Origin of the sequence: Bradyrhizobium sp. 35 (assembly GCF_023073215.1) — a bacterium.
In the GTDB taxonomy this organism is placed as follows: Bacteria; Pseudomonadota; Alphaproteobacteria; order Rhizobiales; family Xanthobacteraceae; genus Bradyrhizobium; species Bradyrhizobium canariense_D.
On record NZ_JADPJC010000023.1, the window covers coordinates 107,369 to 129,427 of the forward strand.

At 64.3% G+C, this 22,059-nt stretch carries 25 protein-coding genes; 12 read left to right on the forward strand and 13 right to left on the reverse strand.

The window, feature by feature from the left end; genetic code table 11:
- The first annotated feature begins 91 nt into the window (after nucleotides 1-91).
- Together IVB36_RS04630 and IVB36_RS04635 are read left to right on the forward strand one after the other, a co-directional pair.
- The gene (locus IVB36_RS04630; RefSeq protein WP_026233810.1) at nucleotides 92-1,309 is read left to right on the forward strand and encodes an OpgC domain-containing protein; all 1,218 of its coding nucleotides are present in this window, start codon (nucleotides 92-94) and stop codon (nucleotides 1,307-1,309) included.
- Between the two features lie 46 nt (nucleotides 1,310-1,355).
- The gene (locus IVB36_RS04635) at nucleotides 1,356-1,844 is read left to right on the forward strand and encodes a DUF2059 domain-containing protein (protein ID WP_026233811.1); all 489 of its coding nucleotides are present in this window, start codon (nucleotides 1,356-1,358) and stop codon (nucleotides 1,842-1,844) included.
- 49 nt (nucleotides 1,845-1,893) lie between these two features.
- Here IVB36_RS04635 and IVB36_RS04640 read toward each other — a convergent pair whose 3' ends face one another.
- A complete protein-coding gene (locus IVB36_RS04640) occupies nucleotides 1,894-3,096 on the reverse strand; it encodes an ABC transporter substrate-binding protein (RefSeq protein WP_026233812.1) in 1,203 nt (400 codons plus the stop codon).
- Nucleotides 3,097-3,309: 213 nt separating this feature from the next.
- Here IVB36_RS04640 and IVB36_RS04645 point away from each other — a divergent pair, with 213 nt between their 5' ends.
- Complete coding sequence (locus tag IVB36_RS04645; RefSeq protein WP_018459443.1) at nucleotides 3,310-4,923, forward strand: acyl-CoA synthetase; 1,614 nt, start codon at nucleotides 3,310-3,312, stop codon at nucleotides 4,921-4,923.
- Nucleotides 4,924-4,933: 10 nt separating this feature from the next.
- On the opposite strand, the gene IVB36_RS04650 is transcribed toward IVB36_RS04645, so the two are convergent.
- Nucleotides 4,934-6,136 carry an MFS transporter gene (locus tag IVB36_RS04650; protein ID WP_026233813.1) on the reverse strand — a complete coding sequence of 401 codons (1,203 nt, stop codon included), beginning with the start codon at nucleotides 6,134-6,136 and terminating at the stop codon, nucleotides 4,934-4,936.
- A gap of 190 nt (nucleotides 6,137-6,326) precedes the next feature.
- Between IVB36_RS04650 and IVB36_RS04655 the strand changes: the two genes are divergently transcribed.
- The 3 genes from IVB36_RS04655 to IVB36_RS04665 all read left to right on the forward strand — a co-directional run bounded on the left by IVB36_RS04655 (nucleotide 6,327) and on the right by IVB36_RS04665 (nucleotide 9,264).
- Nucleotides 6,327-7,130, forward strand: a complete 804-nt coding sequence (locus tag IVB36_RS04655) for a hypothetical protein (RefSeq protein ID WP_018459445.1) — start codon at nucleotides 6,327-6,329, stop codon at nucleotides 7,128-7,130.
- 154 nt (nucleotides 7,131-7,284) lie between these two features.
- Nucleotides 7,285-8,301 (forward strand): alpha/beta fold hydrolase, encoded by a 1,017-nt coding sequence (locus IVB36_RS04660; RefSeq protein WP_018459446.1) that lies wholly within the window; start codon nucleotides 7,285-7,287, stop codon nucleotides 8,299-8,301.
- A 15-nt stretch (nucleotides 8,302-8,316) separates the two neighbouring features.
- Nucleotides 8,317-9,264, forward strand: coding sequence for a fatty acid desaturase (locus tag IVB36_RS04665; RefSeq protein WP_018459447.1), 948 nt, complete (start codon nucleotides 8,317-8,319; stop codon nucleotides 9,262-9,264).
- Nucleotides 9,265-9,332: 68 nt separating this feature from the next.
- Here the strand turns inward: IVB36_RS04665 and IVB36_RS04670 are convergent, their stop codons facing one another.
- Nucleotides 9,333-9,566: a hypothetical protein gene (locus IVB36_RS04670; protein ID WP_018459448.1), complete on the reverse strand. Its 234-nt coding sequence runs from the start codon at nucleotides 9,564-9,566 to the stop codon at nucleotides 9,333-9,335.
- 99 nt (nucleotides 9,567-9,665) lie between these two features.
- A complete protein-coding gene (locus IVB36_RS04675; RefSeq protein WP_085361649.1) occupies nucleotides 9,666-10,685 on the reverse strand; it encodes a YafY family protein in 1,020 nt (339 codons plus the stop codon).
- Between the two features lie 81 nt (nucleotides 10,686-10,766).
- Between IVB36_RS04675 and IVB36_RS04680 the strand changes: the two genes are divergently transcribed.
- Together IVB36_RS04680 and IVB36_RS04685 are read left to right on the forward strand one after the other, a co-directional pair.
- Complete coding sequence (locus IVB36_RS04680) at nucleotides 10,767-11,411, forward strand: glutathione S-transferase family protein (RefSeq protein WP_026233814.1); 645 nt, start codon at nucleotides 10,767-10,769, stop codon at nucleotides 11,409-11,411.
- Nucleotides 11,412-11,428: 17 nt separating this feature from the next.
- Nucleotides 11,429-11,863: a DUF6157 family protein gene (locus IVB36_RS04685; RefSeq protein WP_018459450.1), complete on the forward strand. Its 435-nt coding sequence runs from the start codon at nucleotides 11,429-11,431 to the stop codon at nucleotides 11,861-11,863.
- Here the strand turns inward: IVB36_RS04685 and IVB36_RS04690 are convergent, their stop codons facing one another.
- From IVB36_RS04690 to IVB36_RS04705, 4 genes are all read right to left on the reverse strand, one after another.
- Entirely contained in the window at nucleotides 11,864-12,649 is a 786-nt protein-coding gene (locus tag IVB36_RS04690) for an enoyl-CoA hydratase/isomerase family protein (RefSeq protein ID WP_018459451.1), read from the reverse strand.
- Between the two features lie 31 nt (nucleotides 12,650-12,680).
- Entirely contained in the window at nucleotides 12,681-13,790 is a 1,110-nt protein-coding gene (locus IVB36_RS04695; protein ID WP_026233815.1) for a cyclic nucleotide-gated ion channel, read from the reverse strand.
- A 108-nt stretch (nucleotides 13,791-13,898) separates the two neighbouring features.
- A complete protein-coding gene (locus IVB36_RS04700) occupies nucleotides 13,899-14,117 on the reverse strand; it encodes a hypothetical protein (protein WP_018459453.1) in 219 nt (72 codons plus the stop codon).
- A 122-nt stretch (nucleotides 14,118-14,239) separates the two neighbouring features.
- A complete protein-coding gene (locus IVB36_RS04705; RefSeq protein WP_247390773.1) occupies nucleotides 14,240-15,685 on the reverse strand; it encodes a TAXI family TRAP transporter solute-binding subunit in 1,446 nt (481 codons plus the stop codon).
- A 401-nt stretch (nucleotides 15,686-16,086) separates the two neighbouring features.
- Between IVB36_RS04705 and IVB36_RS04710 the strand changes: the two genes are divergently transcribed.
- Nucleotides 16,087-16,434: a DUF3307 domain-containing protein gene (locus IVB36_RS04710; protein WP_018458457.1), complete on the forward strand. Its 348-nt coding sequence runs from the start codon at nucleotides 16,087-16,089 to the stop codon at nucleotides 16,432-16,434.
- Between the two features lie 307 nt (nucleotides 16,435-16,741).
- Nucleotides 16,742-17,140 (forward strand): hypothetical protein, encoded by a 399-nt coding sequence (locus IVB36_RS04715; protein ID WP_018458458.1) that lies wholly within the window; start codon nucleotides 16,742-16,744, stop codon nucleotides 17,138-17,140.
- A 73-nt stretch (nucleotides 17,141-17,213) separates the two neighbouring features.
- On the opposite strand, the gene IVB36_RS04720 is transcribed toward IVB36_RS04715, so the two are convergent.
- Together IVB36_RS04720 and IVB36_RS04725 are read right to left on the reverse strand one after the other, a co-directional pair.
- Complete coding sequence (locus tag IVB36_RS04720) at nucleotides 17,214-17,543, reverse strand: YkgJ family cysteine cluster protein (RefSeq protein WP_018458459.1); 330 nt, start codon at nucleotides 17,541-17,543, stop codon at nucleotides 17,214-17,216.
- 2 nt (nucleotides 17,544-17,545) lie between these two features.
- Nucleotides 17,546-18,244, reverse strand: coding sequence for a YafY family protein (locus tag IVB36_RS04725; protein WP_007599649.1), 699 nt, complete (start codon nucleotides 18,242-18,244; stop codon nucleotides 17,546-17,548).
- Between the two features lie 112 nt (nucleotides 18,245-18,356).
- On the opposite strand from IVB36_RS04725, the gene IVB36_RS04730 reads away from it, so the two are divergent.
- Both IVB36_RS04730 and IVB36_RS04735 read left to right on the forward strand, forming a co-directional pair.
- Entirely contained in the window at nucleotides 18,357-18,662 is a 306-nt protein-coding gene (locus tag IVB36_RS04730) for a hypothetical protein (RefSeq protein ID WP_247294194.1), read from the forward strand.
- Nucleotides 18,663-18,700: 38 nt separating this feature from the next.
- On the forward strand, nucleotides 18,701-19,429 hold the full coding sequence (locus IVB36_RS04735) for a glutathione S-transferase family protein (RefSeq protein WP_018458461.1): 729 nt from the start codon (nucleotides 18,701-18,703) through the stop codon (nucleotides 19,427-19,429).
- Nucleotides 19,430-19,606: 177 nt separating this feature from the next.
- Here IVB36_RS04735 and IVB36_RS04740 read toward each other — a convergent pair whose 3' ends face one another.
- The 3 genes from IVB36_RS04740 to IVB36_RS04750 all read right to left on the reverse strand — a co-directional run bounded on the left by IVB36_RS04740 (nucleotide 19,607) and on the right by IVB36_RS04750 (nucleotide 22,040).
- The gene (locus IVB36_RS04740) at nucleotides 19,607-20,758 is read right to left on the reverse strand and encodes an ABC transporter substrate-binding protein (protein ID WP_018458462.1); all 1,152 of its coding nucleotides are present in this window, start codon (nucleotides 20,756-20,758) and stop codon (nucleotides 19,607-19,609) included.
- Nucleotides 20,759-20,836: 78 nt separating this feature from the next.
- Entirely contained in the window at nucleotides 20,837-21,268 is a 432-nt protein-coding gene (locus tag IVB36_RS04745; RefSeq protein WP_018458463.1) for a thioesterase family protein, read from the reverse strand.
- A gap of 10 nt (nucleotides 21,269-21,278) precedes the next feature.
- Nucleotides 21,279-22,040, reverse strand: coding sequence for an SDR family NAD(P)-dependent oxidoreductase (locus tag IVB36_RS04750; RefSeq protein ID WP_018458464.1), 762 nt, complete (start codon nucleotides 22,038-22,040; stop codon nucleotides 21,279-21,281).
- Nucleotides 22,041-22,059: the final 19 nt, after the last annotated feature.

A 22,059-nucleotide genomic window follows, 5' to 3' on the forward strand; every position in this document is an offset into this window, starting at 1 on the left:
CCACACGGCCAGGCGACTTTTGATTTCAATTTTTTAGCATCCGATTTTGCGGCGCCGCGACGGCGCGACGCCCACCGAACGAGGCGGGGCCATGATCACACGGGACCAGTCAGCGCTGCTCGCGCCGGTCGAGCGGGATTTGCGACTCGATCTCTTCCGCGGCATCGGTCTGTGGATGATCTTCCTCGACCACATTCCGCACGACGTCGTGGCTTGGCTGACCTTGCGCAATTACGGCTTCAGCGACGCCGCCGAATTCTTCGTCTTCATCTCCGGTTATCTGGTCGGCTGGATCTACGGGCCGATCGTCGCTGGCGGCTGGTTTCTCGCCGCGCTGAAGCGGCTGTGGCGGCGCGCGGTCGAGATGTACGTCGCCCACATCATGCTGTTCCTGCTGTTCACGGCGCAGATCGCCCGCACCGCGCGCCGCTTCGACAATCCGATGTACGAGCACGAGTTCAACGTGTTCAATTTCCTGTCGCATCCGGACGAGCTGATCGGGCAGGCGATCCTCCTGAAGTACAAGCCGGTCAATCTCGACGTGCTGCCGCTCTACATCACGCTCGTTTTCGCCTCGCCTTTCATCGTGTGGTGCCTGGTGCGCCGGCCGAACCTGACGCTCGCCGCATCCGTGGTGCTCTACGTGCTGGCGCGCTGGTTCGACTGGAACGTCGCCTCCTATCCGCCCGGCACGCACTGGTACTTCAACCCGTTCTGCTGGCAGCTGATGTTCGTGTTCGCAGCCTGGTGCGGCATCGGCCAGATCGACAAGATCGCGAGATGGGTGTGGTCCAGGGCGGCGATGGCGCTGGCCGCGGCCTGGCTCGCCTTCGCGCTGCTGATCGTGATGACCTGGCACGTCCCCGCGCTCGATGCCCTGACCCCGAAATGGATGATCAAGGCGATCTACCCGATCGACAAGACCGACCTCGACATGCTGCGCTTCACGCATTTCCTGGCGCTGGCGATCTGGGTGACTCACCTCATCTCGCGCAAATGGCGGACCCTGCACGGGGCCTGGCTGCGCCCTGTGATCCTCTGCGGCCAGCATTCGCTGCCGATCTTCTGCCTTGGCGTCTTCCTGTCGTTCTCGGCGCACTGGATCCTGACGCAATACACCAAGGGCGTCTGGGAGCAGCTCGCGGTCTCCGTCGTCGGCATCGTCATCATGATCGCAGCCGCCTGGCTGCTCGACCGGACCGAACGGGTGCCGAACCTGTTCGTGAAGGTGACGGAGATCGAGGAGGCCGACACCGTCCTGGAAAGCGCGCCTGCGGACAGGTCTGCCGTGGCGCCCGCGGGTCGTTGAGTATCGCCGGCCTGCATTTTCGCGGAGAGATCCAACGGAGGGGTTTATGTCCAGACTTGTGTTGACGATCGCCGGCACACTCCTGCTCCTGATCTCGGGTGCATCGGCGCAAGCGCCCTCGCCGGAGGCGATGAGCGCGGCGCGCAAGCTCGTGGTCACCTTGAAGATCGCGGATCAGTATCGCGCGCTGTTGCCGCAGCTCCTGCTCAAGCTGAGGCCCTGGGTCGCGCAGGACAGGCCGGAGATCGAGCGCGATTATGACGCGGTGACGGCACCCGGCTCCGAGATCTACACCCCGGCCCTCACCTCAATGATCGACCAGGTCGCCGCTCTCTATGCGCAGAGCTTCAGCATTGACGAGCTGCGCCAGATCGAGGCTTTCTATGTCCAGCCAGCCGGGAAGAAGCTTCTGGAGAAGTCGGATGCGCTGGCGCAGGCCAGCGCGCAGATCGGTCAGGACGTCGGTCAGAAGACGGCCGACGAGTTGAAGCAGCGCCTCATCGAGGCGCTGCGACAGAAGGGGCACAAGCTCTGAGCCTGTACCGACAGCGCTAGCGAACCTACGCCTTGTCCGTCCTGTTGGCTCACTTCACAAGAGGGCAGCCGCCGTCCTTCAGGGGCCGGAAGGCCTGGTCGGCAGGGACTTCGGCGAGCAGCTTGTAATAGTCCCACGGGCCTTTGGACTCCTCGGGCTTCTTCACCTGGAACAGATACATGCTGTGCACCATGCGGCCGTCTTCGCGTAAGCTGCCGTTGTCGGTGAAGGCATCCTTCACCGGCAGCTCGCGCATCTTGGCCATCACGGTCTTGGTGTCCTTTGTGCCAGCGGCCTGCACCGCCTTCAGGTAGTGCAGCGTCGCGCTGTAGGTCGCCGCCTGGTTCATCGTCGGCATGCGCTTGACGCGCTCCATGAAACGCTTGCCGAAAGCGCGGGTCTTCTCGTTGAGGTCCCAGTAATAGGCCTCGGTGATGATCAGTCCCTGCGCGAGCTTCAGCCCTAAGCTGTGCACGTCGGAGATGAACATCACGATCGCAGCCAGGTTCTGGCCGCCGGCGACGATGCCGAACTCACCGGCCTGCTTGATCGCATTGATGGTGTCGCCACCGCCGTTCGCCAGCCCGATGATCTTGGACTTCGAGGCCTGGGCCTGCAGCAGGAATGAGGAGAAGTCCGCGGTGTTGAGCGGATGCTTGACGCTGCCGAGCACCTTTCCGCCGGCCGCCTTCACCACGTCGGAGGTGTCGCGCTCGACTGAATGACCGAACACGTAGTCCGCCGTGAGGAAGAACCAGCTATCGCCGCCGTTCTTGACGATGGCGCTGCCGACCGTGTGCGCGTTGGCGTAGGTGTCGTAGGTCCAGTGCGCGGTGTAGGGCGAGCAGGACTTTCCGGTAATGTCGGAGCTTGCCGCATCCGTCACGATCATGATCTTCTCATACTGCTTCGACAGCTCCATCACTGCAAGCGCAGTGGCCGAGGTCGGCAGGTCGATGATCATGTCGACGCCCTCGGTCTCCCACCACTTTCGCGCGATGGTGGAGGCGACATCGGGCTTGTTCAGCACGTCGGCGCTGACCATGTCGATCGGCTTGCCGAACATCTGCCCGCCGAAATCCTCGATCGCCATTTTGGTGGCCTCGACATTCCCCTGGCCTCCGATGTCGGAATAGACCGAGGAGAAGTCGGAGAGCACGCCGATCTTGAGCGGCGCCTGCTGGGCGAGAGACGGGCTGATCACAAACGCAGTCAATCCGGCCGCTAGGGCGGCACGCATAATCCGGCACATGGCATTTCCCCAAACTCTATCGTTGGCGCACGAGGCTAGATTTGCCTCCCTCAAGCGTCAACTCTTGCGTAACGGCGCCGCGCTCGCTGGCTGATTTGACGCGGCCGGTTGCCCCGACTACGCTTTTGCAAAGAACAAGACGCGCGTGAATGCAATGGCCTGACCTGTGCTCAGGGCGGCACTCACGCAATGAGAAAATTCAGGGGAACGGAAATGACCGGCGACACCGCAGCGACCATCTCGAAGGCCCGCGAGCATTCCATCGGCGACCTCCTGCGCCGTGCGGCGGGTCGCGATCCGGGCAAGCTCGGGGTGAGCTGCGGCAATGTGAGCTGGACTTTTGCCGAGATGGACGCGATCTGCAATCGGCTCGGCCGTGGCCTGGTTGGCCTCGGCGTGAAAAAGGGGGACCGCCTCGCCGTGCTCTCGCGCAATTCGCATGCCTTTGCGGCGCTCCGGTTCGCGGTGGCCCGGATCGGTGCGGTGCTGGTGCCGATCAACTTCATGCTCAATCCGGACGAGATCAATTTCATCCTGAAGAGCTCCGGCGCAAAGCTGCTCGCGGCCGGCCCTGATTTCGTCGAGCCCGCGCGCGCGGCCAGCGCCAGGGATTGCGCGGTCGAGAAGATGATCTGGCTGCCGGGTGAGGATCCCGCCACCGCGCCCGCTAGCCTCACCACCTTCGACGATCTCCTCAGCTCCGACGGCTCGTATCTCGATGCGTCCGTCGACAGCCGCGATCTCGCGCAGATCGTCTATACCAGCGGCACGGAGTCGCTGCCCAAAGGCGCGATGCTGACCCATGACGCGGTGATGTGGCAGTATGTCAGCTGCATCATCGACGGCGGCATGAGCGTGGACGACAAATTCCTGCACGCGCTTCCGCTCTATCACTGCGCGCAGCTCGACGTGTTCCTGGGGCCGCAAATCTATCTCGGCGCCTCCGGTGTGATCACGGGCAAGCCTGCGGCCGACAATATTCTGACATTGATCCAGGCGCACAGGATCACATCGTTCTTTGCGCCGCCGACGATCTGGATCGCGATGCTGCGCTCGCCCAATTTCGACAAGACGGATTTGTCGACCTTGCAGAAGGGCTATTACGGCGCCTCGATCATGCCGGTGGAGGTGCTGCTCGAGCTCCAGCGCCGCCTGCCCAGCGTGAAGTTCTGGAATTTCTACGGCCAGACCGAGATCGCGCCGCTCGCGACCGTGCTGGGTCCTGCGGACCAACTGCGCAAGGCCGGCTCGGCGGGCAAGCCCGTGCTCAATGTCGAGACCCGCGTGGTCAACACTTCGATGGAGGATGTGAAGGTCGGCGAAGTCGGCGAGATCGTGCACCGCTCGCCGCATCTGCTCTCCGGCTATTACAACGATCCGGTCAAGACGGCGGCGGCGTTCTCCGGCGGCTGGTTTCACTCCGGCGATCTCGCCACCGTCGATGACGAGGGCCACATCACCGTGGTCGATCGCGTCAAGGACATGATCAAGACCGGTGGCGAGAACGTCGCGAGCCGCGAGGTCGAGGAGATGGTCTACCGCATCCCTGCCGTGTCGGAGGTTGCTGTGGTAGGCCTGCCCGATCCGCGCTGGATCGAGGCAGTGACTGCGATCGTCGTGGTCAAGAGCGGGGAGAAGCTCGACGAGGAGTCCGTCATCAAGCATTGCGCCGGCCAGATGGCGCATTTCAAGGTGCCCAAGCGCGTCATCTTCGTCGATGCCCTGCCCAAGAACCCGAGCGGCAAGCTGCTCAAGCGCGAGCTACGCCAGCGCTTCGTCGGCGGCGAGACGCTCGACAAGGCGATCCAGAAGAATTTTGGCACGTGAAGCTCGCGCCTCAATACTTCTTCACGTGGGCGCCGAACGCGAACCACAGCGCCATGGACGCGAGGCCGAAACCGCCGAGCAGCAGGAATGTCGGGCCGTAGCCGATCCATTGCGCGATCCAGCCGCCAAGCGCGGGGCTGAGGCTCGCGCCGACACCCTGCACGGTGATCACGGCACCCTGGCCGAGATTGATGCGGCCGGTGCCGTTGAGCGAGCGCGCGACCATGCCGGGGACGGCAACCGTCTGGAGTCCGGTGCCCAGGCCGTCGAGCACCTGCATCGGTACGACGCCCCACCATCCCGTGACGAAGAAGGCGAGCACGCCGCGGATGGGCAGGAACATGAAGGAGACAAGAATGATGGGCCAGTAGTTGCGCTTGCTCGCCGCCTTCATTGCGATCAGCGACGTGATGACCATGACGCCTTGTGCGATCACCACGATGGTCGCGACGAAGCTCGGGCCGTTGGCCTGGCCCTCGGCGACCGCCGCCAGGCCATAGAGCGGAACGATGGCGGCATTGCCGAGATGAAACAGCGCGAGCGCCAGTGCCAGCACCAGCAGCGCGCGGTGCTTGAGCAGCATCGTGAACGCGTCCGGCGCGCTGTCGGGATCGTCCTCCTTGCTGCCGCGCGCGGCGCGATCATCGATCGCCTTGGCCGGAATCATCATCACACAGGCGATCGCGATGGCGCCGAACACCGCCGCCAGCACGAACACCGAGACATAGCCGAACTTGTAACCGAGATAGCCCGACAGCGCGGCGCCGACCATGTTGCCGGCGTGGTTGAAGGCCTGGTTGCGGCCGTTGAGCGCGTTGAAGCCCTTCTGCTTGGCGATGCCGAGCGTGATGCCGGTGACCGCGGGCACGATCGCGGCGCTCGCCAGCGATTGTGCGATCTGCGAGAACGTCACCGCCCAGAAATTTTGCGAGATCAGGATGATCGCGGAGGCGAGCACCACGCAGATGCCGGGAATCACGACCCACATGCGCTTGTTGCGGCTGGCGTCGATGAAGCCGCCGATCGGCGTGGTGATCAGCATGCCCGCGACATTGCCGATCGTCATCGCGGTACCGATCAACCCGCTCGCCCAGCCGCGCTCCTGGAGGAAGACGCCGACGAAAGGGCCGATGCCCGACTGCATGTCGGCCATGAAGAAGTTGAGAGCGAACAGGGGCCAGATACGAGACGAGGAGGGGGACCGCGATGTCATCGATACCAAAACGTCGTCTCAGCCGGAATACGGCGGGTGGGACATAATCCTTTCAGCCAATCGTTCTGGCGCGGACGAGGCATTAACGAGTGCTGATCGGGTTGGTTCCAGCCCTTGCCCGGAGGCGGGCCTTGCAGTTACGGCCAGCAATTCCTTATTGACGTTGGATTGTCTCTGTTGGGAGTACGGCATGCCTCTCTGGACCTGCGAAACCTGCGGCGCGCAATTCCCGGATGGCGAAAATCCGCCCGCGGCCTGTCAGATTTGCGAGGACGAGCGGCAATACGTCGGTTGGAAGGGCCAGACTTTCCTCACGCGCGAGGCGCTCTCGGAACGTCACTGCCTGGCCTGGCGCGACGATCTCGGCTTGACCGGCATCGCGCTCGAGCCAAGTTTTGCGATCGGCCAGCGGGCGCTGCTGGTGCCGCTCGCGGACGGCTGGCTGATGTGGGACTGCGTACCGCTGGCGACGCCGGAGGCGATCGCGCATATGCGGTCGCTCGGCGGGTTGAAGGCGATCGCGATCTCGCATCCGCATTACTATGGCGCGCTCGCCGACTGGAGCGAGGCGTTCGGCGGGGTGCCGGTCTATTTGCACGCCGATGATCGCCAATGGGTGACGCGTCCGCATGCGTCGATCGTGCACTGGACCGGCGAAAACCATCGCATCTCCGACGATGTGCTGCTCCTGCGCACCGGTGGTCACTTCGCCGGCGCCACCATGCTGCACCATGCGAGGGGTGCGGACGGCAGGGGCGCGCTGCTCACCGGCGATATCGCGCAGGTCACGATGGATCGCCGCTTCGTCAGCTTCATGTACTCATATCCGAACTACATGCCACTCAATGCCGCCGCAGTGCGACGGATTGCGGCTGCCGTCGAGCCGCTGGCCTTCGATCGCATCTACGGCGCCTGGTGGGACCGCAACATCGCCGCAGGCGCCAAGGCCGCCTTCGCGGCCTCTGTCGCGCGCTACCTGGCCGCCATCGCCTGAGCCGGCTCGCGACGGGATTTATCTTGCTGATCCACAATAAATGGACTATAAGTACAGTTATTAAGCGTTACGCGACGATGCGTCTGCGGGACCGGCATGATCGATGCATCGCTGTTTCCGCGGCGCGCTCGCCGCGTGAGCGGGAGTTCGGTCCATGACGGCAGGGCGCGACTACGAGATCTTCGAGGCCGGCGACGTCACGCTCCGGTCCGGGGCCGTCGTCCCTTCGCTCAAGCTCGCCTACAAGACCTACGGCACGCTTGGTCCGGACAAGGACAATGTCATTCTCTATCCGACCTCGTTCAGCGCGCAGCACACCGACACCGAGTGGCTGATCGGCCCCGACGGCGTGCTCGACCCCACGCGCTACTTCATCGTGATTCCGAACCTGTTCGGCAACGGCCTGTCGTCCTCGCCGTCGAATACCGCCGCGCCGTTCCCGATCGTGAGCTATCACGATGCCATCGCGGTCCAGCATCGGCTGCTCACCGAGCGGTTCGGCATCTCGAAGCTAGCCTTGGTCTATGGCTGGTCGATGGGCGGCATGCAGGCCTATCACTGGGCGGCGCTGCATCCCGATATGGTCGAACGGGCGGCCGTCGTCTGCGGCAGTGCCCGTTGTGCGCCCTATAATTACGTCTTCCTGGAAAGTGTGAAGGCCGCGCTGACCGCCGATCCCGCCTTCCGTGACGGCCGCTTCGCCGAGAAGCCCGTCGCAGGCTATCGCGCCATGGGGCGAGTCTACGCGGGTTGGGCGATGTCGCACGGTTTCTATCGCGACGAGATCTGGCGCGAAGCAGGCTTCACCTCGTTGGACGACTATCTCGTCCGCACATGGGACGCGGCGTTTGCCCGGCGCGATGCCAACGATCTCCTGGCTCAGATCGGGATCTGGCAGAACGGAGATATCAGTCGCTGCGCCACATTCAACGGCGATTTCGATCGCGCGCTCGGTGCGATCACGGCCCACATGCTGCTGATGCCCGGTGCGACCGACCGCTATTTCGACGTCCGCGACAACGAGGACGAACTCGGCCGGCTGGTCAATGCGCGCTCTGCGGTGCTGCATCCGATCCCGTCGCTGCACGGCCATCGCGCCGGCAACCCCATCAACAATCCGCGCGATCGGGCCTTCATCAAGGCCGAGATCGCGGAGCTTCTCGGCAAGTAGGGCAGGCATCCGATCATGAGCGACGCAACCGTTTCAGACTCCGGCCATCGGCTGAAGCCGTTGGCGCCGGCGATGCTGCGTGAACTGTCGGTGCGGTCCAACCTCAGGGGCGCCGTGCAGAGCCTCGGCCATTACGGCATGGTCGTACTGGTCGGCGCGCTGATCTGGCGGGTCTCGACGACCTGGGGTATCCTTTGGGCGTTGCCGCTGATGGCGGTGCAGGGCTATCTCGTCGCCTTCCTGTTCATGGCCGTGCACGAGACCGCGCACAAGACCGCGTTCAAAAGTCGCGGTCTCAACCTCGTGGTCGGCTATCTCTCGGGCTTCATCATCGGCTTGCCCTACGAATATTATTGCCTGTTTCACTGGGACCATCACCGCTACACCCAAGACCCCGAGAGGGACCCGGAGCTCGTCGTCGGCGTGAAGCCGAAATCCGACACGCAGCTCGCGCTCGCCTATAGCGGCGTGCTTCAGGTCGCCGGCCGCCTGTGGCTGATGCTCGGCCATGCCGTCACCGGCAAGGTCGTCGTGCCATGGATCCCCGAGAACAGGCGCGCCATCATCGTCACCGAGGCGCGCGCCTATGTCGCGCTCTATGCGCTGCTGCTCGTGCTGTCGTTGTGGTTCTCGTCGGCGCTGCTGCTCTGGGTCTGGATCGTGCCGTTGATCATTGGGCAGTTCTTCCTGCGTCCCTATCTCTACGCCGAGCACACCGGCTGCGAGCGTACCCGCAGCGCATTCCAGAACACCCGCACCACCTACACCGGCGCGATCGTCAAATGGATCGCGTGGAACATGCCCTACCATGTCGAGCATCACGCCTATCCCTCGATCCCGTTCCACGCACTGCCGAAGCTGAACGGGATCGTCGACGGCGAAATCGTCCATCGTGGCCGCGGCTACATCCGGACGACGCGCGAGACCTGGGCCTGGTTTCGGCGACATAGACAGGCCGGCTAGCGGAAGAAAAATCGACGCGCAAAGCCCCGATCGCGGTGCGATCGGGGCTTTGTCGTGAATGCGGGATATCAGTAGATCCCGTATGCGCAGACGTTCACGACGCGGACGCGCAGGCCGTGGCGGGTCTGGACGACGCGCTCCTGATAGCAATTGTTGACGCCGCTGTTGACGTAGACCCCGCCAAAGCCCCAGCCGTGACCCCAGTGATGGTGGAAGCCGTGGGCCGACGCGGCGGTGGGGGCGAGAGCGGCAACGCCGAGCGAGCCGGCGGCGATCAGACCAAGTGCAAGCTTACGAAACATTTTCATTCTCCAGTTTGGCGTAAGGGCCGTTGTTGTGTCCCTGCATCTCGGTCGAGCCGAAACGCGAATGCGTTCATGCAGCGCGGGGAGAATCGTGTTTCAGGAGTGTTTCGTCGGTCGCGGCGCGTCGCGCCGCCGTCCTGTTTTCCGCGCCGCGCGATAGCGCACAGCCATCGCCTCTGTCAGCTCGGCCATCTTCTCGCGCAGGTCGGCCGGCTCCAGCACTTCGGCCTCGGGCCCGAGCCGCAACAATTCGGCGGCGGCATGCCATGACGTCTTGCCGGTCGGCACTCTGGCAATGCGCCAGCCGTCCGCATCCGCGGTCTCTTCGAGCTGCGTACGCGCCCTGACGTAAGGCTGGCTCAGGGCATCGAGCAGTTTCACGCCGAAGGGCGACAGCCGAACGATCGCGACATTGGGATGCATCTCGGCCTCAAGACGCAGCGTTGCATCCCGCCAATAGCCGGCGAGATCGAAACCGGCGGGCCGCTCACACCGATCGTCGAGCGCGGTGCAGTCGAGCACGCGCGCGACGCGATAGGTCCGCACGCTGCCGTCGACCAGACCTGCGAGATACCAGCTGCCCCCTTTCAGCACGAGACCGAGCGGCGCGACGCGACGCTGCTTCTCGGCGCGCCAGCTCTGGTAGCGGATCTTGATCAGTGTCCCGCGCAGGGTCGCGGCGGCGATCGTGCGCAGATGCTTCGGTTCTTCCGCCTCGCCGAACCAGCCCGGCGCGTCGAGGTGAAAGCGCTCCTGCATCCGTCCGGCGTCTTCGCGCAAATTGGCGGGCAGCGCGGCCATCAGCTTGTTCTGTGCGGCGATCATCGCCGCATCCAGCCCGAACGCCGCCGCTGGGCCCGGCAATCCCCCCAGAAACAGCGCTTCCGCCTCGCTCTGCGACAGACCGTTCAGCCGCACGCGATAGCCGTCGAGCAGGCGATAGCCGCCCTCCGCCCCGCGGTCGGCATAGACGGGGACGCCGGACGCCGCGAGCGCGTCGATGTCGCGGTAGATCGTGCGCACCGAGACTTCGCAGGCCTGCGCGAGCTCGGGCGCGGTGACCTGCCCCTTGGCCTGGAGGGTGGTGAGGATCGACAGCATCCGGCTCGCGCGCATGATTCCTTAAACCATACCTGACACAGGATGTCAGGTATGGTCCGCTACAACGCCATCGCCAGCCGGCAGATGGAGACCGCCATGACTGATCCGAACCGCATCACGCTGTATTATTCGCCGCAAACCCGGGCCACCGGCACGCGGGTGCTGCTGGAGGAACTGGGAGCGCCTTATGATCTTCGTGTCCTCAACATGAAGGCCGGCGAGCAGCGCCAGCCGGCCTATCTCGCCATCAACCCGCTCGGCAAGGTGCCGGCGATCCACCACCGCAACGCGCTGGTGACCGAGCAGGTCGCGATCACCATCTATCTAGCCGATTTGTTTCCGCAGGCGGGGCTGACACCCGCGCTGAACGATCCGCTGCGCGGCCCGTATCTGCGCTGGATCGCCTATTACGGCGCCTCGTTCGAGCCGGCCCTGATCGACAAGTTCATGCAGCGCGAGCCGGCACCGATCACGCAATCGCCGTATGCCGACTATGACATCATGCTCGGCGCGCTCGAGGCGCAGCTGTCGAAGGGCCCGTATCTGCTCGGCGAGCGCATGACGGGCGCCGACGTGCTGTGGGGCGTCGCGTTCAGCTGGACCATGATGTTCGGCATTGTGCCGAAAAAGGACGTGTTCGTCCGCTATGCCGAACGCATGACCTCGCGGCCCGCGTTCCAGCGCATCAACGCAGCGGACGCTGAGATGGCGGCGCAGCATGCTGCGGCGGCTGGCGGTTGAATGAACCGGGGTTGCAGATGACGAAGCCGGTGCACACGACCAACTGCTTCAACACCTTCATCCAGGTTGCTGAAGATTGTCCTGCGCGTACCGGCGAAGAGCCGCCGCTGCGCGCGGGAAAGCCGACGGTGGCGTGCCTGCAATACGGGATGATCGCCAAGGCGCCTTACAAATACACGTCCGACGACGTGATCTTCGCGACCTCTGCGTCGGGACGCGAACTCGCCGTGAAGGCGACGAAAACGGAGAAGCAGGCGGCCCGCGAAGCGTTCTTCTCCCGAGGGCAGGCGTGCATGAGGGCGTCGAGCCTGGGCAAGCGCTTCGGCTGGGGCGTTCATGCCGATAGCAAGGGCCGGATCGCGATCTATCCCATCGAGAGCAAACACTACAAGGCGCTTGCCCGCGATCCCAGGCTCACGCAGGTGCGCGCGATGCGGTCGAAGCGGGCTTGATCAGAATTTCGGCGGTCGCTTCTCCGCGAACGCCTTGATGCCTTCCTTGATCTCGTCGCCGCGCATGCTGTCGCGGTGACGCTGATCGGCGGCTTGCGCGTCCAATTCGCCGCGGGCGAATTCGTTGATGGCGCGCTTCATGCCGCGCATCGCCTGCGGCGCGTTGCCGGCGAGGATCGCAGCGAGCCTGTCGACCTCCTCGTCCAGAAACTCCAACGCCACCATGTCGGTGAGATAGCCGATCCGCAGCATCTCCGGCGCGCTGATCTTTTGCGCGGTCAGGAACAGTTTTTTTGCATTGTCGACGCCGAGCCGCGTCACGTAACGCTTGATGCCGCTGCTGTAGTAATGCAGCCCGAGCCGTGCCGCGGGCATGAACATCTCGGCGGTATCGACGCCGATGCGGAAGTCGCAGGCAAGCGCGAGGTCGGTCGCGCCGCCATAGACGCCGCCGTTGAGCCGGCAGATCGTGGGGACGCCGAGATCCTCCAGCCGGTTGACGACCACCTCGAACGCCGATCCCGCGCTCTGCTGCTCGTTCGCACTGACCGCGCGCTCGGCAACGGAATTGAGGTCATAGCCGGCGGAGAAGGCGCGCCCCGTGCCGGTCAGCACCAGCACGCGGATAGCAGGATCGGCCTCGACCCGGTCGAACAGTTTGACCAGTTCGCCGAGATCCTCGGCCTGGAGCCGGTTGAGATGTTTGGGCCGGTTGAGGCGGATGGTGGCGCGTGCGCCAACGAGTTCGAGCACCGGGCCAGTGGCTGCGTCGGCTGTGTCCGACATTCTTGTCTCCATTTATTTTGCTTGTCGCCATTTATTTGTTTTCGAGCGTGCGCCGCTTCGCCTCGGCATCGATGGTCTCGGCGAGATCGGGATGCCGCGCCATCAGCACGCGGAAGTCGACGAGGTCGAGCACAAGAAGCCGCGACACCTTGGTGGTCGAGACGTTGGCGCCGCGCAAATTGTTGCCGAGCAAGGCCATCTCGCCGAAGAAGGCGCCATCGCCGAGCCGCACCTTCTTGCCGGGCAGGTCGACCTCGACCTCGCCGGCGGCGATGAAATACATGCAGTCGCCCTGCGCACCCTTGCGGATGATCATGGTGCGCGCCGGCAGCTCCATGGTGCGCAGCATGTGGGTGACGTCGGCGATGGCGGCCGGTCCAAGCGCTGCAAAGAACGGCACCTTGCTGACGGATTCCCAGGTCTTGAGGAAATTGTCGCGCCGGGTCTCCGCGGCAAAGCCGGTCGCCAAAATACCGGTCCAGAGGCCGAACACACCGAGGCCGGAGATCATCACCAGCGCCGCCACCATGCGGCCCAGCGGCGTCACCGGCACCACGTCGCCATAGCCCGTCGTCGTCAGGGTTGCGACGGCCCACCACAGCGCGGCCGGCACGCTGCCGAACGTCTGCGGCTGCACGTCCCGCTCCAGGAAATATTCGGCAACCGAGGCCAGGAAGACCACCATCAGGAAGATCACGAGCACGCTGACCAGCGGCCCCGATTCCAGCACCAGCACGCGGCGGAGCTGCCGCAGGCCGGGAATGCCCGGCACCACCTTCAGCACCCAGAGCACGCTGAGCAGCCACGCCGTCCTGGGCTCGATCCCGAGAATCAGCGCGGCCGGCACGGCCAACGCACCGACCGCGTCGACCAGCCCGGCGGAGGAGGACATGTAGAGTGCAAGGCGCCCCTGTCGCGTCATATGGCGCAGCCGGACCACCCATTCGTATACGAAGTACACGAGACAGGTCCAAAGCAGGGCGTCGACCCAGCGATGTGCCGTCTCATAGGCCGGGTTGACCGTCAGGAGCACCATGGCAAGCACGCCGACGGCGACGGCCACATAGGCCGCCCTGGTCATGTTGCGGCCGGCCGTGGCGGCCGCGAACTGGGCCAGAGCGGAGATCAGCGGCTTGGACATGCGAGCAGGCGGCTCAGTTTCGTCTTTGCGGTCCCCGGCTGGAACCTCGCTGCCAAAGTGCCTGCCCGGCTCGAGGCCGTCAACGACGGTCCGCCGGACCACGCGCCGCTACTTGAAATGCGGCGGTTCGTCGTAGCCGCGACGGCTGCTGAAGAACAGCAGCACCATCAAGCCGATGCCGACAAGAACGGAAAAACCGGCCCCCAACGCCAGCGCCACGTAGCCTTCCGTCGGGATCGGCTCGCCCTCGACCGCCATCGCGGAATAAACGAAATAGCCAACCGCGGCCAACATTCCCAGCAGGAAGATGATGAGGAGTGCACGCATGGCGCGGTCTCCGGTTGATCCGAGAACAAACGGTTGTGGACAGGGACGGTTCCCGGCCTAGGGCCCCCGGTCGCTCGAAGACGTGCCGGCAAGGCGTCGCCGTAGGTCCTCAAATTGATGGGTCAGGCACTCTGAGCTGTCTTCACCACCACGACATTGCTCTCGTCGTGCTGGGAAGGGGCCACATCCTGAGCGGCCTTCTCGCCCGCGCCCGCATGGCGCTTGAGATAGTCGCGGCGCATGCCGATCTCGTCGCGGACGAATTCGTAGCCGAGCTTGAAGGTGTCGAGCCCGTCGGTACTGATCGTGCCGTCTCTGAGGCCGATGACGGCGCCGCGTAAAATGCCTTCCAGCTCGTCCTGGAGACATTCGAGCTGGTCGAGCGAATGCGCATGTTCGATCCGCTCGCCGATGTCGAGGATGGCGGTGGCCAGCTCGCTGGCCTTCTCCGGCGCGATCCGGGTGATCTTGGCGTAGATCGCGGCGAAGATCGAGCCGATGACGCTGAGCGCGGCAGCGCCGAGATACATCAGGTCGCTGTACTTATCCATGAACGACTTGGTGTCGTCGTTGATGTAGTCGGCCGCCCCTTGATGCGCCATCACGAAGGCGTCCTTCTCGACGGAGGCGGGCTCGATCCTAGTGGCAAAGCCGCTGTCGAGCCCGAGCGCGGACTTGTTCTCGTAGACGGTGCGCGCGAGCTCCCCGGCCGCCGTCGGCGACATCCTGGATTGGGCGACCAGCAACCATTCGAGCCCGATCGTGTCGAGATCGTCGCCGGGAATTTCCGGCGATGCAGACAGCGTGCCCGCCGTCAGCGTCTCGCTGGAAATGCCGGGGATCTTGCGCGCCAGCGCTTTCGCCTCGTCGATCGCGTTCAGCGTGAAGCCGCCGCGCCTGGCGACCTGCTCATACGCCTTGTCCCGCACCGCCCGCGAGGCGTGGACGATGGCGACGACTGCGCCAAAGCCGCTCGCCGGCGCGAACAGCTTGTCGAGTGTAGCGCCCTGTGGCGCCATCCGGATCCTCCCCGCGTCCGCACCCTCCGGAACGTCGAGGATACCGCGGACGAAGACGAGCGCGGAGTCGTTGTCGGCGACGACGGCGACCCTCTTCTTCTTCAGCTCGGCGAGCGACTTGATCTTCTTGTTTCCGGGCCCGAGCAGCAGCACGATATCGTGCTCGAGGATCGCGAGCGTGCGTGCCCGCAGCGGCACCTTGGCGTCGGTGCGCAGCACCGCGAGGTCGGCCTGCTTGCGATCGAACTGGGCGATCGCCTTGGCGTTGTCGGCGTTGTTGACGATCTTGATCCGGAAGCGCGAGGCGTTGTTCTTCAGGACGGCGGCGAGCTTGGCTGCGAACAGCGCCTCGTCGCTGTTGGGGGCGCCGACCGCAAAGGTCAGCGTCTCCGAATTGTGCACCAGCATGCGGCCGCCCCAGACGGTGGCAAGCGACAACAGCAGGGTCAGCACGACGTAGAGGAAGACCTGCTGCTGATTGGTCTTGATCACCTTGGGTCGCCGGGGCGGTGGCTCGATCGGCGATGAGGTCGGGCCCTCAGTACTCATGGCAGCACTCTGGCCTTATGCTTCCGGTGGCGGGCGGCTTGCGGATGTGATCGCTGCGGTCGCCCTGTAATTCGTAAACGTCTGAAAAAAGAACGATATTCTCTACTGACGATGGTAGCGCGCAGGCCGCGGAATGCAAATTCCGAGCCGAAGGTAACCTTACTCAACTCGGCCCCGGCGATTGGTCATCCTATCACCAGTTAGCCACAGTTGGCGATTTTCCGGTTCCCCCCGGCTGCATTCCGCCGCGGGAGGTGTCATAAATCGCAAGTCCCGGCGATTTGACCGGTCCAGGAAGAGATTGCGCTGAACGCTCCAATTCTTCTTGTCACGTCAACGAGGGCGCCTTGTCGTTTCCACCTCTGTCATCGGCGGTTCCGGTCGAAGCCCTCATTGGTTGGATGTTGCTGCTGACGTTCAAGCACATCATCGCCGATTTCGTCCTCCAGACCGCCTGGATGGCGCACGGCAAGGACCAGAAGCACGGCTGGGCCCTGCCGCTCCTGGTGCACTGCCTGGTTCACCTTGCGGTTGCGCTGCCGCTGATCCTGATCGTGGCGCCGAAATTCTGGTTTGTGGCGCTGATCGACTTCGTCATCCACATCACGATCGACCGCGCCAAGGGCCTCGTCTCAGCCAATTTCGGTGTCGATCTTGCGCATCCCTGGTTCTGGACCCTGATCGGTGTCGACCAGGCCCTGCACCATCTGACTGGCTTCGGCCTCTCCATCTTCATGGCGGCGAACTGACCGCTGGCGGCCTCGGCGCGTAGGTGGTCGTCCATCGGCATCCACAAGAGGTCGTCATGCCCGGGCTTGTCCCGGGCATCCACGTTCTTCGCGCCTCTCGGCTTTCCGTGGATGGCCGGGACAAGCCCGGCCATGACGCGTGGAGGCGTTCGCGCCTGACTCATCGGCTCAGATAGCGCGGCTGGATCCCCGCCCAGCCCTTTGATTCGCGGCCCACGCGCAAGGACCCCCGGGTGACTACCGGGCAGCGTGGTTAACCTTTCATTAGAGAATTGCACTGCATCTTCCCAGACGAGGGAGAACTGCAATGTTTTCAAGCCGCGATACCTTTGAAGGCGATTCCTGCCCGGTCCGCGACGAACTCCTTGGCGAGATGTACCGCGCCAGCGAGAGTGGCCTGCCGAGGCTGGTTGAAAGTGTTTCCCCTGACGCGCGCGCCAGGCTGGCGCTGTTCTGCTATCGGCGCAGCCATCTGCACTCGCTGGCGGTCGCGATCGCTGGCAGCTGTAACGAGCGCGACCTGATCGAGAACGGCGGCCGTGTCGGTTCGACGCTCTACGCGCTTGCGCGCGAAGGCGCGGCGAAATCCTCGCCGTCGCTGTCGGGTGGCCGCAAGCCGATCACGCTGTCGACCAAGCCGCTCTCGGTGCTCGCGCCGCTGGACGACGAGATCGACGACGAGATCGGCGAAGCCGTCCCGGCCTAAAGCACGATCGATCGCGCTCTAGCTCTCTATTGGCGTATGATCTCGGCGGAAAACCGCTGCACACTTTTCCGGATCATGCGCCGGCGGCCTCTATCACCGGCAGCCCGAATTTCCGTCGCGCCATCGCGCATTCGGCATCGCCCGGCATGCAGGTGCGGCACACGTCCGGCCGCACTGCATAGATGCCGCACGCGGTCGCTTTTCCAATGTTCCCCTGCAACGCCGAACAGCGATCGCCTTCGCAGCGCATGCCGGATTGACGGTCGTTGACGAGCGCTTCGGGAATCGCGGCAAGCTCCTCGTCGCTCTCGATCGAGAAGCGCGGCCAGTTCGCCGAATAGCCGCAGCAGGCGCCGCAACTCTGGCAACAGCTCGACAGGTCGATCGGGGCGTTCTCATCCATCGTCACGTGTCCTTTGGCGGGCCCCAGACCAGGCTCTGGCGCCATTTCGCGCGCAGCACGTCGCGCCTTTCAGGATATCTCTCGTCGGGATAGCTCGCGTCGACCACGCGGTCGGTGCGGAAGCTGCGGAAGTCGCCGCGCAGCTCGCACCAGGCCGCGAGCAGGCGCACGGCTTCGAGATAGCCGATCGAAATCGGCCAGATCATGCGCTCGCTGGCGCGGCCCTGCTCGTCGCGATAGCGCAGCATGATCTTCTTGCCTTCGTGGATCTGGGTGCGCGTGCGAGCCATGTCCAAGCGGTCCGGCTCCCTGTTCCAGCTCGGTCGGGCCCGGCTTGCCGGCTCCAGCACGAACGGACGCAGGCGCTCAGGGACAGTGTCGGCGATCTTGGCCATCAGATCTTCAGCCGCACGCGCCAGCGCGGGATCGGCATGGCCGGCGACCCATTGCGCGCCCAGCACCGCCGCCTCGATTTCGTCGGGTGTCAGCATCAAAGGCGGCAGGTCAAAACCCTTTTCCAGGATGTAGCCCATGCCGGCTTCACCACGGATCGGCACGCGCTGGCCGATCAGCGTGGCGATGTCGCGATAGATCGTGCGCTTCGAGGTCTCGAGCTCGGCCGCGATGGCGTCCGCCGTCAGCGGCTTACGCGTGCGCCTCAGCACCTGGATGATTTGAAACAGCCGGTCGGCGCGTCTCATGACGGATCTCTTGTCGGTGGTTTTTCAGAAGGCGGCGCGCGGCTGCTGACAGGATGTTGGCAGCAGGGGAGTTCTATACCGGGACAACACGTCGACTGAAGAGGATTTGTCCATGATCATTCCAACTCATTTCGGCCCGGCCGCTGCGCTATGGCGGACCCCGCCTTTACAGGTCCAGCCTTTGCAAGTCCCGCGTTTGCAAGCCCGAGCTTGGTACGCATGGGCGTTCGGCCGCCTCGTATCCCTTGATCTCATGGTCCTCGACCTCCGCCTTGCGCTCGCGACCATGGTGGCTCGCTTCCTGGTGCAGGCCGCGGACGCGCTGGTCCGTCATGTCATGGCCCGCGCCTGGCGGGGGGCCCGTTTCGCAGAAGATATCACGGCTGCTGCCACCATGGTGGCAGCAGCCCGCGGTTAAGTTCCCTCAACTCTTTCGGTCGTTTCAGGAGAGCCTTCATGATCACGCTTTACGGCTTTGGCGCCGGCTTCGGCCTGCCGGAAATCAGCCCCTTCGTCACCAAGACGGAGGTGCAGCTCAAGATGGCGGGATTGCCCTACCGGAAGGAGCGGGCGATGCCACCCGCATCACCCAAGGGGCAGCTGCCCTTCATCGACGATGGCGGCGAGGCGGTGGCCGATTCCACTTTCATCCGCGCCCATATCGAGCGCCGCTACGGCTTCGATTTCGACGCCGGTCTGTCGCTCGTCGAGCGCGCGCAGGCCTGGGCATTCGAACGCATGATCGAGCATCACGTTTATTTTGCGCTGGTCGGGGCGCGCTGGGTCGATCCGGTCAACTTCGCCAAGGGGCCTGCGCATTTCTTCGACGGCGCGCCGGAGCACAATCGCGAGAAGTTGCGCGAGGACGCGCAATTCCGTGTCGCCGAGAACTACCTGCTCTCCGGACTCGGCCGCCACGCGCCCGATGACGACGTCGATCTCGCCGTGCGCTCGCTGTTTGCGCTCTCGGTGCAGCTCGGCGACAAGTCCTATCTGATGGGCAACAAGCCCTGCGGCGTCGATGCCACCGCCTTCGGTGCACTCGCCGGGATCCTGACGCCGTTCTTCGAATCCGCACTGCGCCGTCGCGCCGAAGGATTTCCGAACCTCACCGCTTATGTCGACCGGATGATGGACAGTTACTATCCGGAGTTCGCCTGGACCCCGCTGCGGCAGGCGGCTTGAGGCCTGGAATGAGACTCATCTAGCGCCCCGAGAAAGGTGTGTCCCCTCCCCCACAAGGGAGGAGGGAACTCAGAGAGCGGTGCTGTTGTTCAAACGCGATCCGGCATTACGCTCGCTGCAAACAAAAAGAGCCGGCCCATCGGGCCGGCTCTCGTCGTCTCAATCCTGCCGCTGCGTCTATTTCACCAGCGTGTACTTGCCGTTCTTCACCGTGAGCAGGATGCGCGAGCGCTCGTCGAGGCCGTAGCGATCCTTTTCGGTGAAATTGTAGACGCCTTGGCTCGCCGCAAGCTCCTTCTCCGACAGCAGCGCCTGGCGAATCGCCTCGCGGAATTCCGGCGTGCCTGGCTTCGCCGTCTTGAGTGCCGCCGGGATGATGCGCTTGAGAATCTCGAAGGCGTCGTAAGAGTGACCGGCGAACTGGCTGCGGCTGTTCGGGCCGTACTTGGCTTCATAGGCCGAGTTGAGCGCGAGGCCCGGCTTCTTGGTGGCGGCTTCGTCCGGCTGGTCCTCGGGATCCATGACGGGACCAGAGGCCATCAGCACGCCTTCCGCAGCTTTGCCGGCGATACGGATGAAGTCCATACTGGCGGCGCCATGGGTCTGGTAGATCAGGCCCTGATAGCCACGCTCGCGTAGCTCGGTCTGCGGCAGCGCGGCCGCGGTGCCGGAAGCGCCGACCAGAATGGCATCGGGATTCGCCGCCACGAGCTTCAGCACCTGTCCGGTCACCGACGTGTCGGGGCGAGCGAAGCGCTCCTCGTCGGCGATGGTTATGCCCATCGGCACGGCCTGCGCCTTCAAATCGTTGAACCAGAGGTCGCCATAGGAGTCGGAATAGCCGATATAACCGACGGTCTTCACACCCTTCGACTTCATGTGGTCGTACAGCACCTTGCCCACGATCGGGATCGGCTGCGGCATCGCCACCGACCACTTCATGCGCTCCGGCGTAATCGGGAACGGCGCCAGGCCGAAATGCGGAATGCCGGCTTCGTTGGCGACGTTGGACACCGCGATGGTCGGCGGCGTCAGCGCCGAGCCCATGATGATGTCGGCCTTGGATTCGGTCACGAAGCGGCGGGCGTTGGTGGTCGCGGTGGTCGGATCGCCGCCGTCGTCGAGTACGATCACCTTCAGCGGCACGCCGCCGATCTCCTTCGGCACGAACTCCAGCGCATTGCGCTCGGGAATGCCCAGCGCTGCGCCCGGGCCGGTCGTGGTGGTGGTGATGCCGATGGTGACCTCGGCGGTCTGAGCCCGCGCGGGCACGGCCGGCAGCGCAAGCGCAGCCGCGGTGACGGCGGCGGTCAGGTAAAAGCGTTTCATCTATTCCTCCCTTTATGTGTTTCTTTGAAAGCAGAAATCGGGGGGTAATTCAGCCCCCTCTTTTGGTGATGTGGCGATTTAGCTCCGGGCCTCGCTCCCCGTGAATTTGGCTACCATTTCCGCAGGAAACGGTGCCGATTTCAGTTTGTCGGGGTTAACGGGGTCGCGCCCGACCAGGACACGGGTCTCGAAACCCTCGATAGCCAGCGCCTCGCCCTTGAAGACGCTGTGCTTCACCTCGAAACTCGAGCGCTTGATGCTCTCGATCTTGGTTTCGATGGTGATCCAGTCGCCATAAGTCGAGGGGATGTAGAACTTGGCGCGTGTATCGACCATGGGAATGCCCACCAGGCCGTATTTCTTGACCAGGTCCTGCTTGGAGAAGCCGGCGACTTCGAACAGGGTCGACGTCGAATCGTCGAACATCGCGAAATAACGCGGGTAATAGACGATGTTGGCGGGGTCGCAGTCACCCCACTGGATCTGGACGTCGCGCCGGTTCACGAACATATGCCGCGCCCTATTTCGGCGCCATGCGCAGCGAGCCGTCGAGGCGCACCACTTCGCCGTTGAGGTAGGAATTCTCGACCATGTGCAGGGCGAGCGCCGCGAACTCGTCGGCGTGGCCGAGCCGGCGCGGGAACGGGATCGCGGCGGCGAGCGAGTCCTGGGCTTCCTGCGGCAGGTTGGCGAGCAGCGGCGTGAGGAACAGGCCGGGCGCGATCGTCAGCACGCGGACGCCGAACTGCGCCAGCTCGCGCGCGATCGGCAGCGTCATGCCGACGATGCCGCCCTTGGAGGCCGAATAGGCCGATTGCCCGATCTGGCCGTCATAAGCGGCAACGGATGCCGTGTTGATGATGACGCCGCGCTCGCCGGTTGCCTGCGGCTCGAGCTTGGACATCTCGTTCGCGGCAAGGCGGAGCATGTTGAAGGTGCCGATCAAATTGACCTTGATCACCTTGTCGAAATCGGCGAGCGCCATCGGGCCGTCGCGGCCGACGACGCGCTTGGCAACGCCGATGCCGGCGCAATTGACCAGCACGCGCGCGGGTCCATGGGACTTGGTCGCTTGGGCGATCGCAGCCTCAGCGGAAGCCGCATCGGAGACGTCGCAAGCCACAGCCACGCCCTTGATCTCGGCGGCGACAGTTTCGGCGAGCTTGGCATTGAGGTCGCACACCGCGACCCTGGCGCCCTGCGCCGCCAGCTTACGCGCGGTCGCCGCGCCCAGTCCCGACGCGCCGCCCGTGACGATGACAGCCTGATCCTTCAACAACATGGCGTTCTCCCTAGGTGCG

Excerpts from the sequence above, each read along its gene's own strand:
- IVB36_RS04630 (WP_026233810.1), top strand. The coding sequence starts at position 92 with ATGATCACACGGGACCAGTCAGCGCTGCTCGCGCCGGTCGAGCGGGAT.
- IVB36_RS04635 (WP_026233811.1), top strand. The coding sequence starts at position 1,356 with ATGTCCAGACTTGTGTTGACGATCGCCGGCACACTCCTGCTCCTGATC.
- IVB36_RS04640 (WP_026233812.1), bottom strand. The coding sequence starts at position 3,096 with ATGTGCCGGATTATGCGTGCCGCCCTAGCGGCCGGATTGACTGCGTTT.
- IVB36_RS04645 (WP_018459443.1), top strand. The coding sequence starts at position 3,310 with ATGACCGGCGACACCGCAGCGACCATCTCGAAGGCCCGCGAGCATTCC.
- IVB36_RS04650 (WP_026233813.1), bottom strand. The coding sequence starts at position 6,136 with ATGACATCGCGGTCCCCCTCCTCGTCTCGTATCTGGCCCCTGTTCGCT.
- IVB36_RS04655 (WP_018459445.1), top strand. The coding sequence starts at position 6,327 with ATGCCTCTCTGGACCTGCGAAACCTGCGGCGCGCAATTCCCGGATGGC.
- IVB36_RS04660 (WP_018459446.1), top strand. The coding sequence starts at position 7,285 with ATGACGGCAGGGCGCGACTACGAGATCTTCGAGGCCGGCGACGTCACG.
- IVB36_RS04665 (WP_018459447.1), top strand. The coding sequence starts at position 8,317 with ATGAGCGACGCAACCGTTTCAGACTCCGGCCATCGGCTGAAGCCGTTG.
- IVB36_RS04670 (WP_018459448.1), bottom strand. The coding sequence starts at position 9,566 with ATGTTTCGTAAGCTTGCACTTGGTCTGATCGCCGCCGGCTCGCTCGGC.
- IVB36_RS04675 (WP_085361649.1), bottom strand. The coding sequence starts at position 10,685 with ATGCGCGCGAGCCGGATGCTGTCGATCCTCACCACCCTCCAGGCCAAG.
- IVB36_RS04680 (WP_026233814.1), top strand. The coding sequence starts at position 10,767 with ATGACTGATCCGAACCGCATCACGCTGTATTATTCGCCGCAAACCCGG.
- IVB36_RS04685 (WP_018459450.1), top strand. The coding sequence starts at position 11,429 with ATGACGAAGCCGGTGCACACGACCAACTGCTTCAACACCTTCATCCAG.
- IVB36_RS04690 (WP_018459451.1), bottom strand. The coding sequence starts at position 12,649 with ATGTCGGACACAGCCGACGCAGCCACTGGCCCGGTGCTCGAACTCGTT.
- IVB36_RS04695 (WP_026233815.1), bottom strand. The coding sequence starts at position 13,790 with ATGTCCAAGCCGCTGATCTCCGCTCTGGCCCAGTTCGCGGCCGCCACG.
- IVB36_RS04700 (WP_018459453.1), bottom strand. The coding sequence starts at position 14,117 with ATGCGTGCACTCCTCATCATCTTCCTGCTGGGAATGTTGGCCGCGGTT.
- IVB36_RS04705 (WP_247390773.1), bottom strand. The coding sequence starts at position 15,685 with ATGAGTACTGAGGGCCCGACCTCATCGCCGATCGAGCCACCGCCCCGG.
- IVB36_RS04710 (WP_018458457.1), top strand. The coding sequence starts at position 16,087 with ATGTTGCTGCTGACGTTCAAGCACATCATCGCCGATTTCGTCCTCCAG.
- IVB36_RS04715 (WP_018458458.1), top strand. The coding sequence starts at position 16,742 with ATGTTTTCAAGCCGCGATACCTTTGAAGGCGATTCCTGCCCGGTCCGC.
- IVB36_RS04720 (WP_018458459.1), bottom strand. The coding sequence starts at position 17,543 with ATGGATGAGAACGCCCCGATCGACCTGTCGAGCTGTTGCCAGAGTTGC.
- IVB36_RS04725 (WP_007599649.1), bottom strand. The coding sequence starts at position 18,244 with ATGAGACGCGCCGACCGGCTGTTTCAAATCATCCAGGTGCTGAGGCGC.
- IVB36_RS04730 (WP_247294194.1), top strand. The coding sequence starts at position 18,357 with ATGATCATTCCAACTCATTTCGGCCCGGCCGCTGCGCTATGGCGGACC.
- IVB36_RS04735 (WP_018458461.1), top strand. The coding sequence starts at position 18,701 with ATGATCACGCTTTACGGCTTTGGCGCCGGCTTCGGCCTGCCGGAAATC.
- IVB36_RS04740 (WP_018458462.1), bottom strand. The coding sequence starts at position 20,758 with ATGAAACGCTTTTACCTGACCGCCGCCGTCACCGCGGCTGCGCTTGCG.
- IVB36_RS04745 (WP_018458463.1), bottom strand. The coding sequence starts at position 21,268 with ATGTTCGTGAACCGGCGCGACGTCCAGATCCAGTGGGGTGACTGCGAC.
- IVB36_RS04750 (WP_018458464.1), bottom strand. The coding sequence starts at position 22,040 with ATGTTGTTGAAGGATCAGGCTGTCATCGTCACGGGCGGCGCGTCGGGA.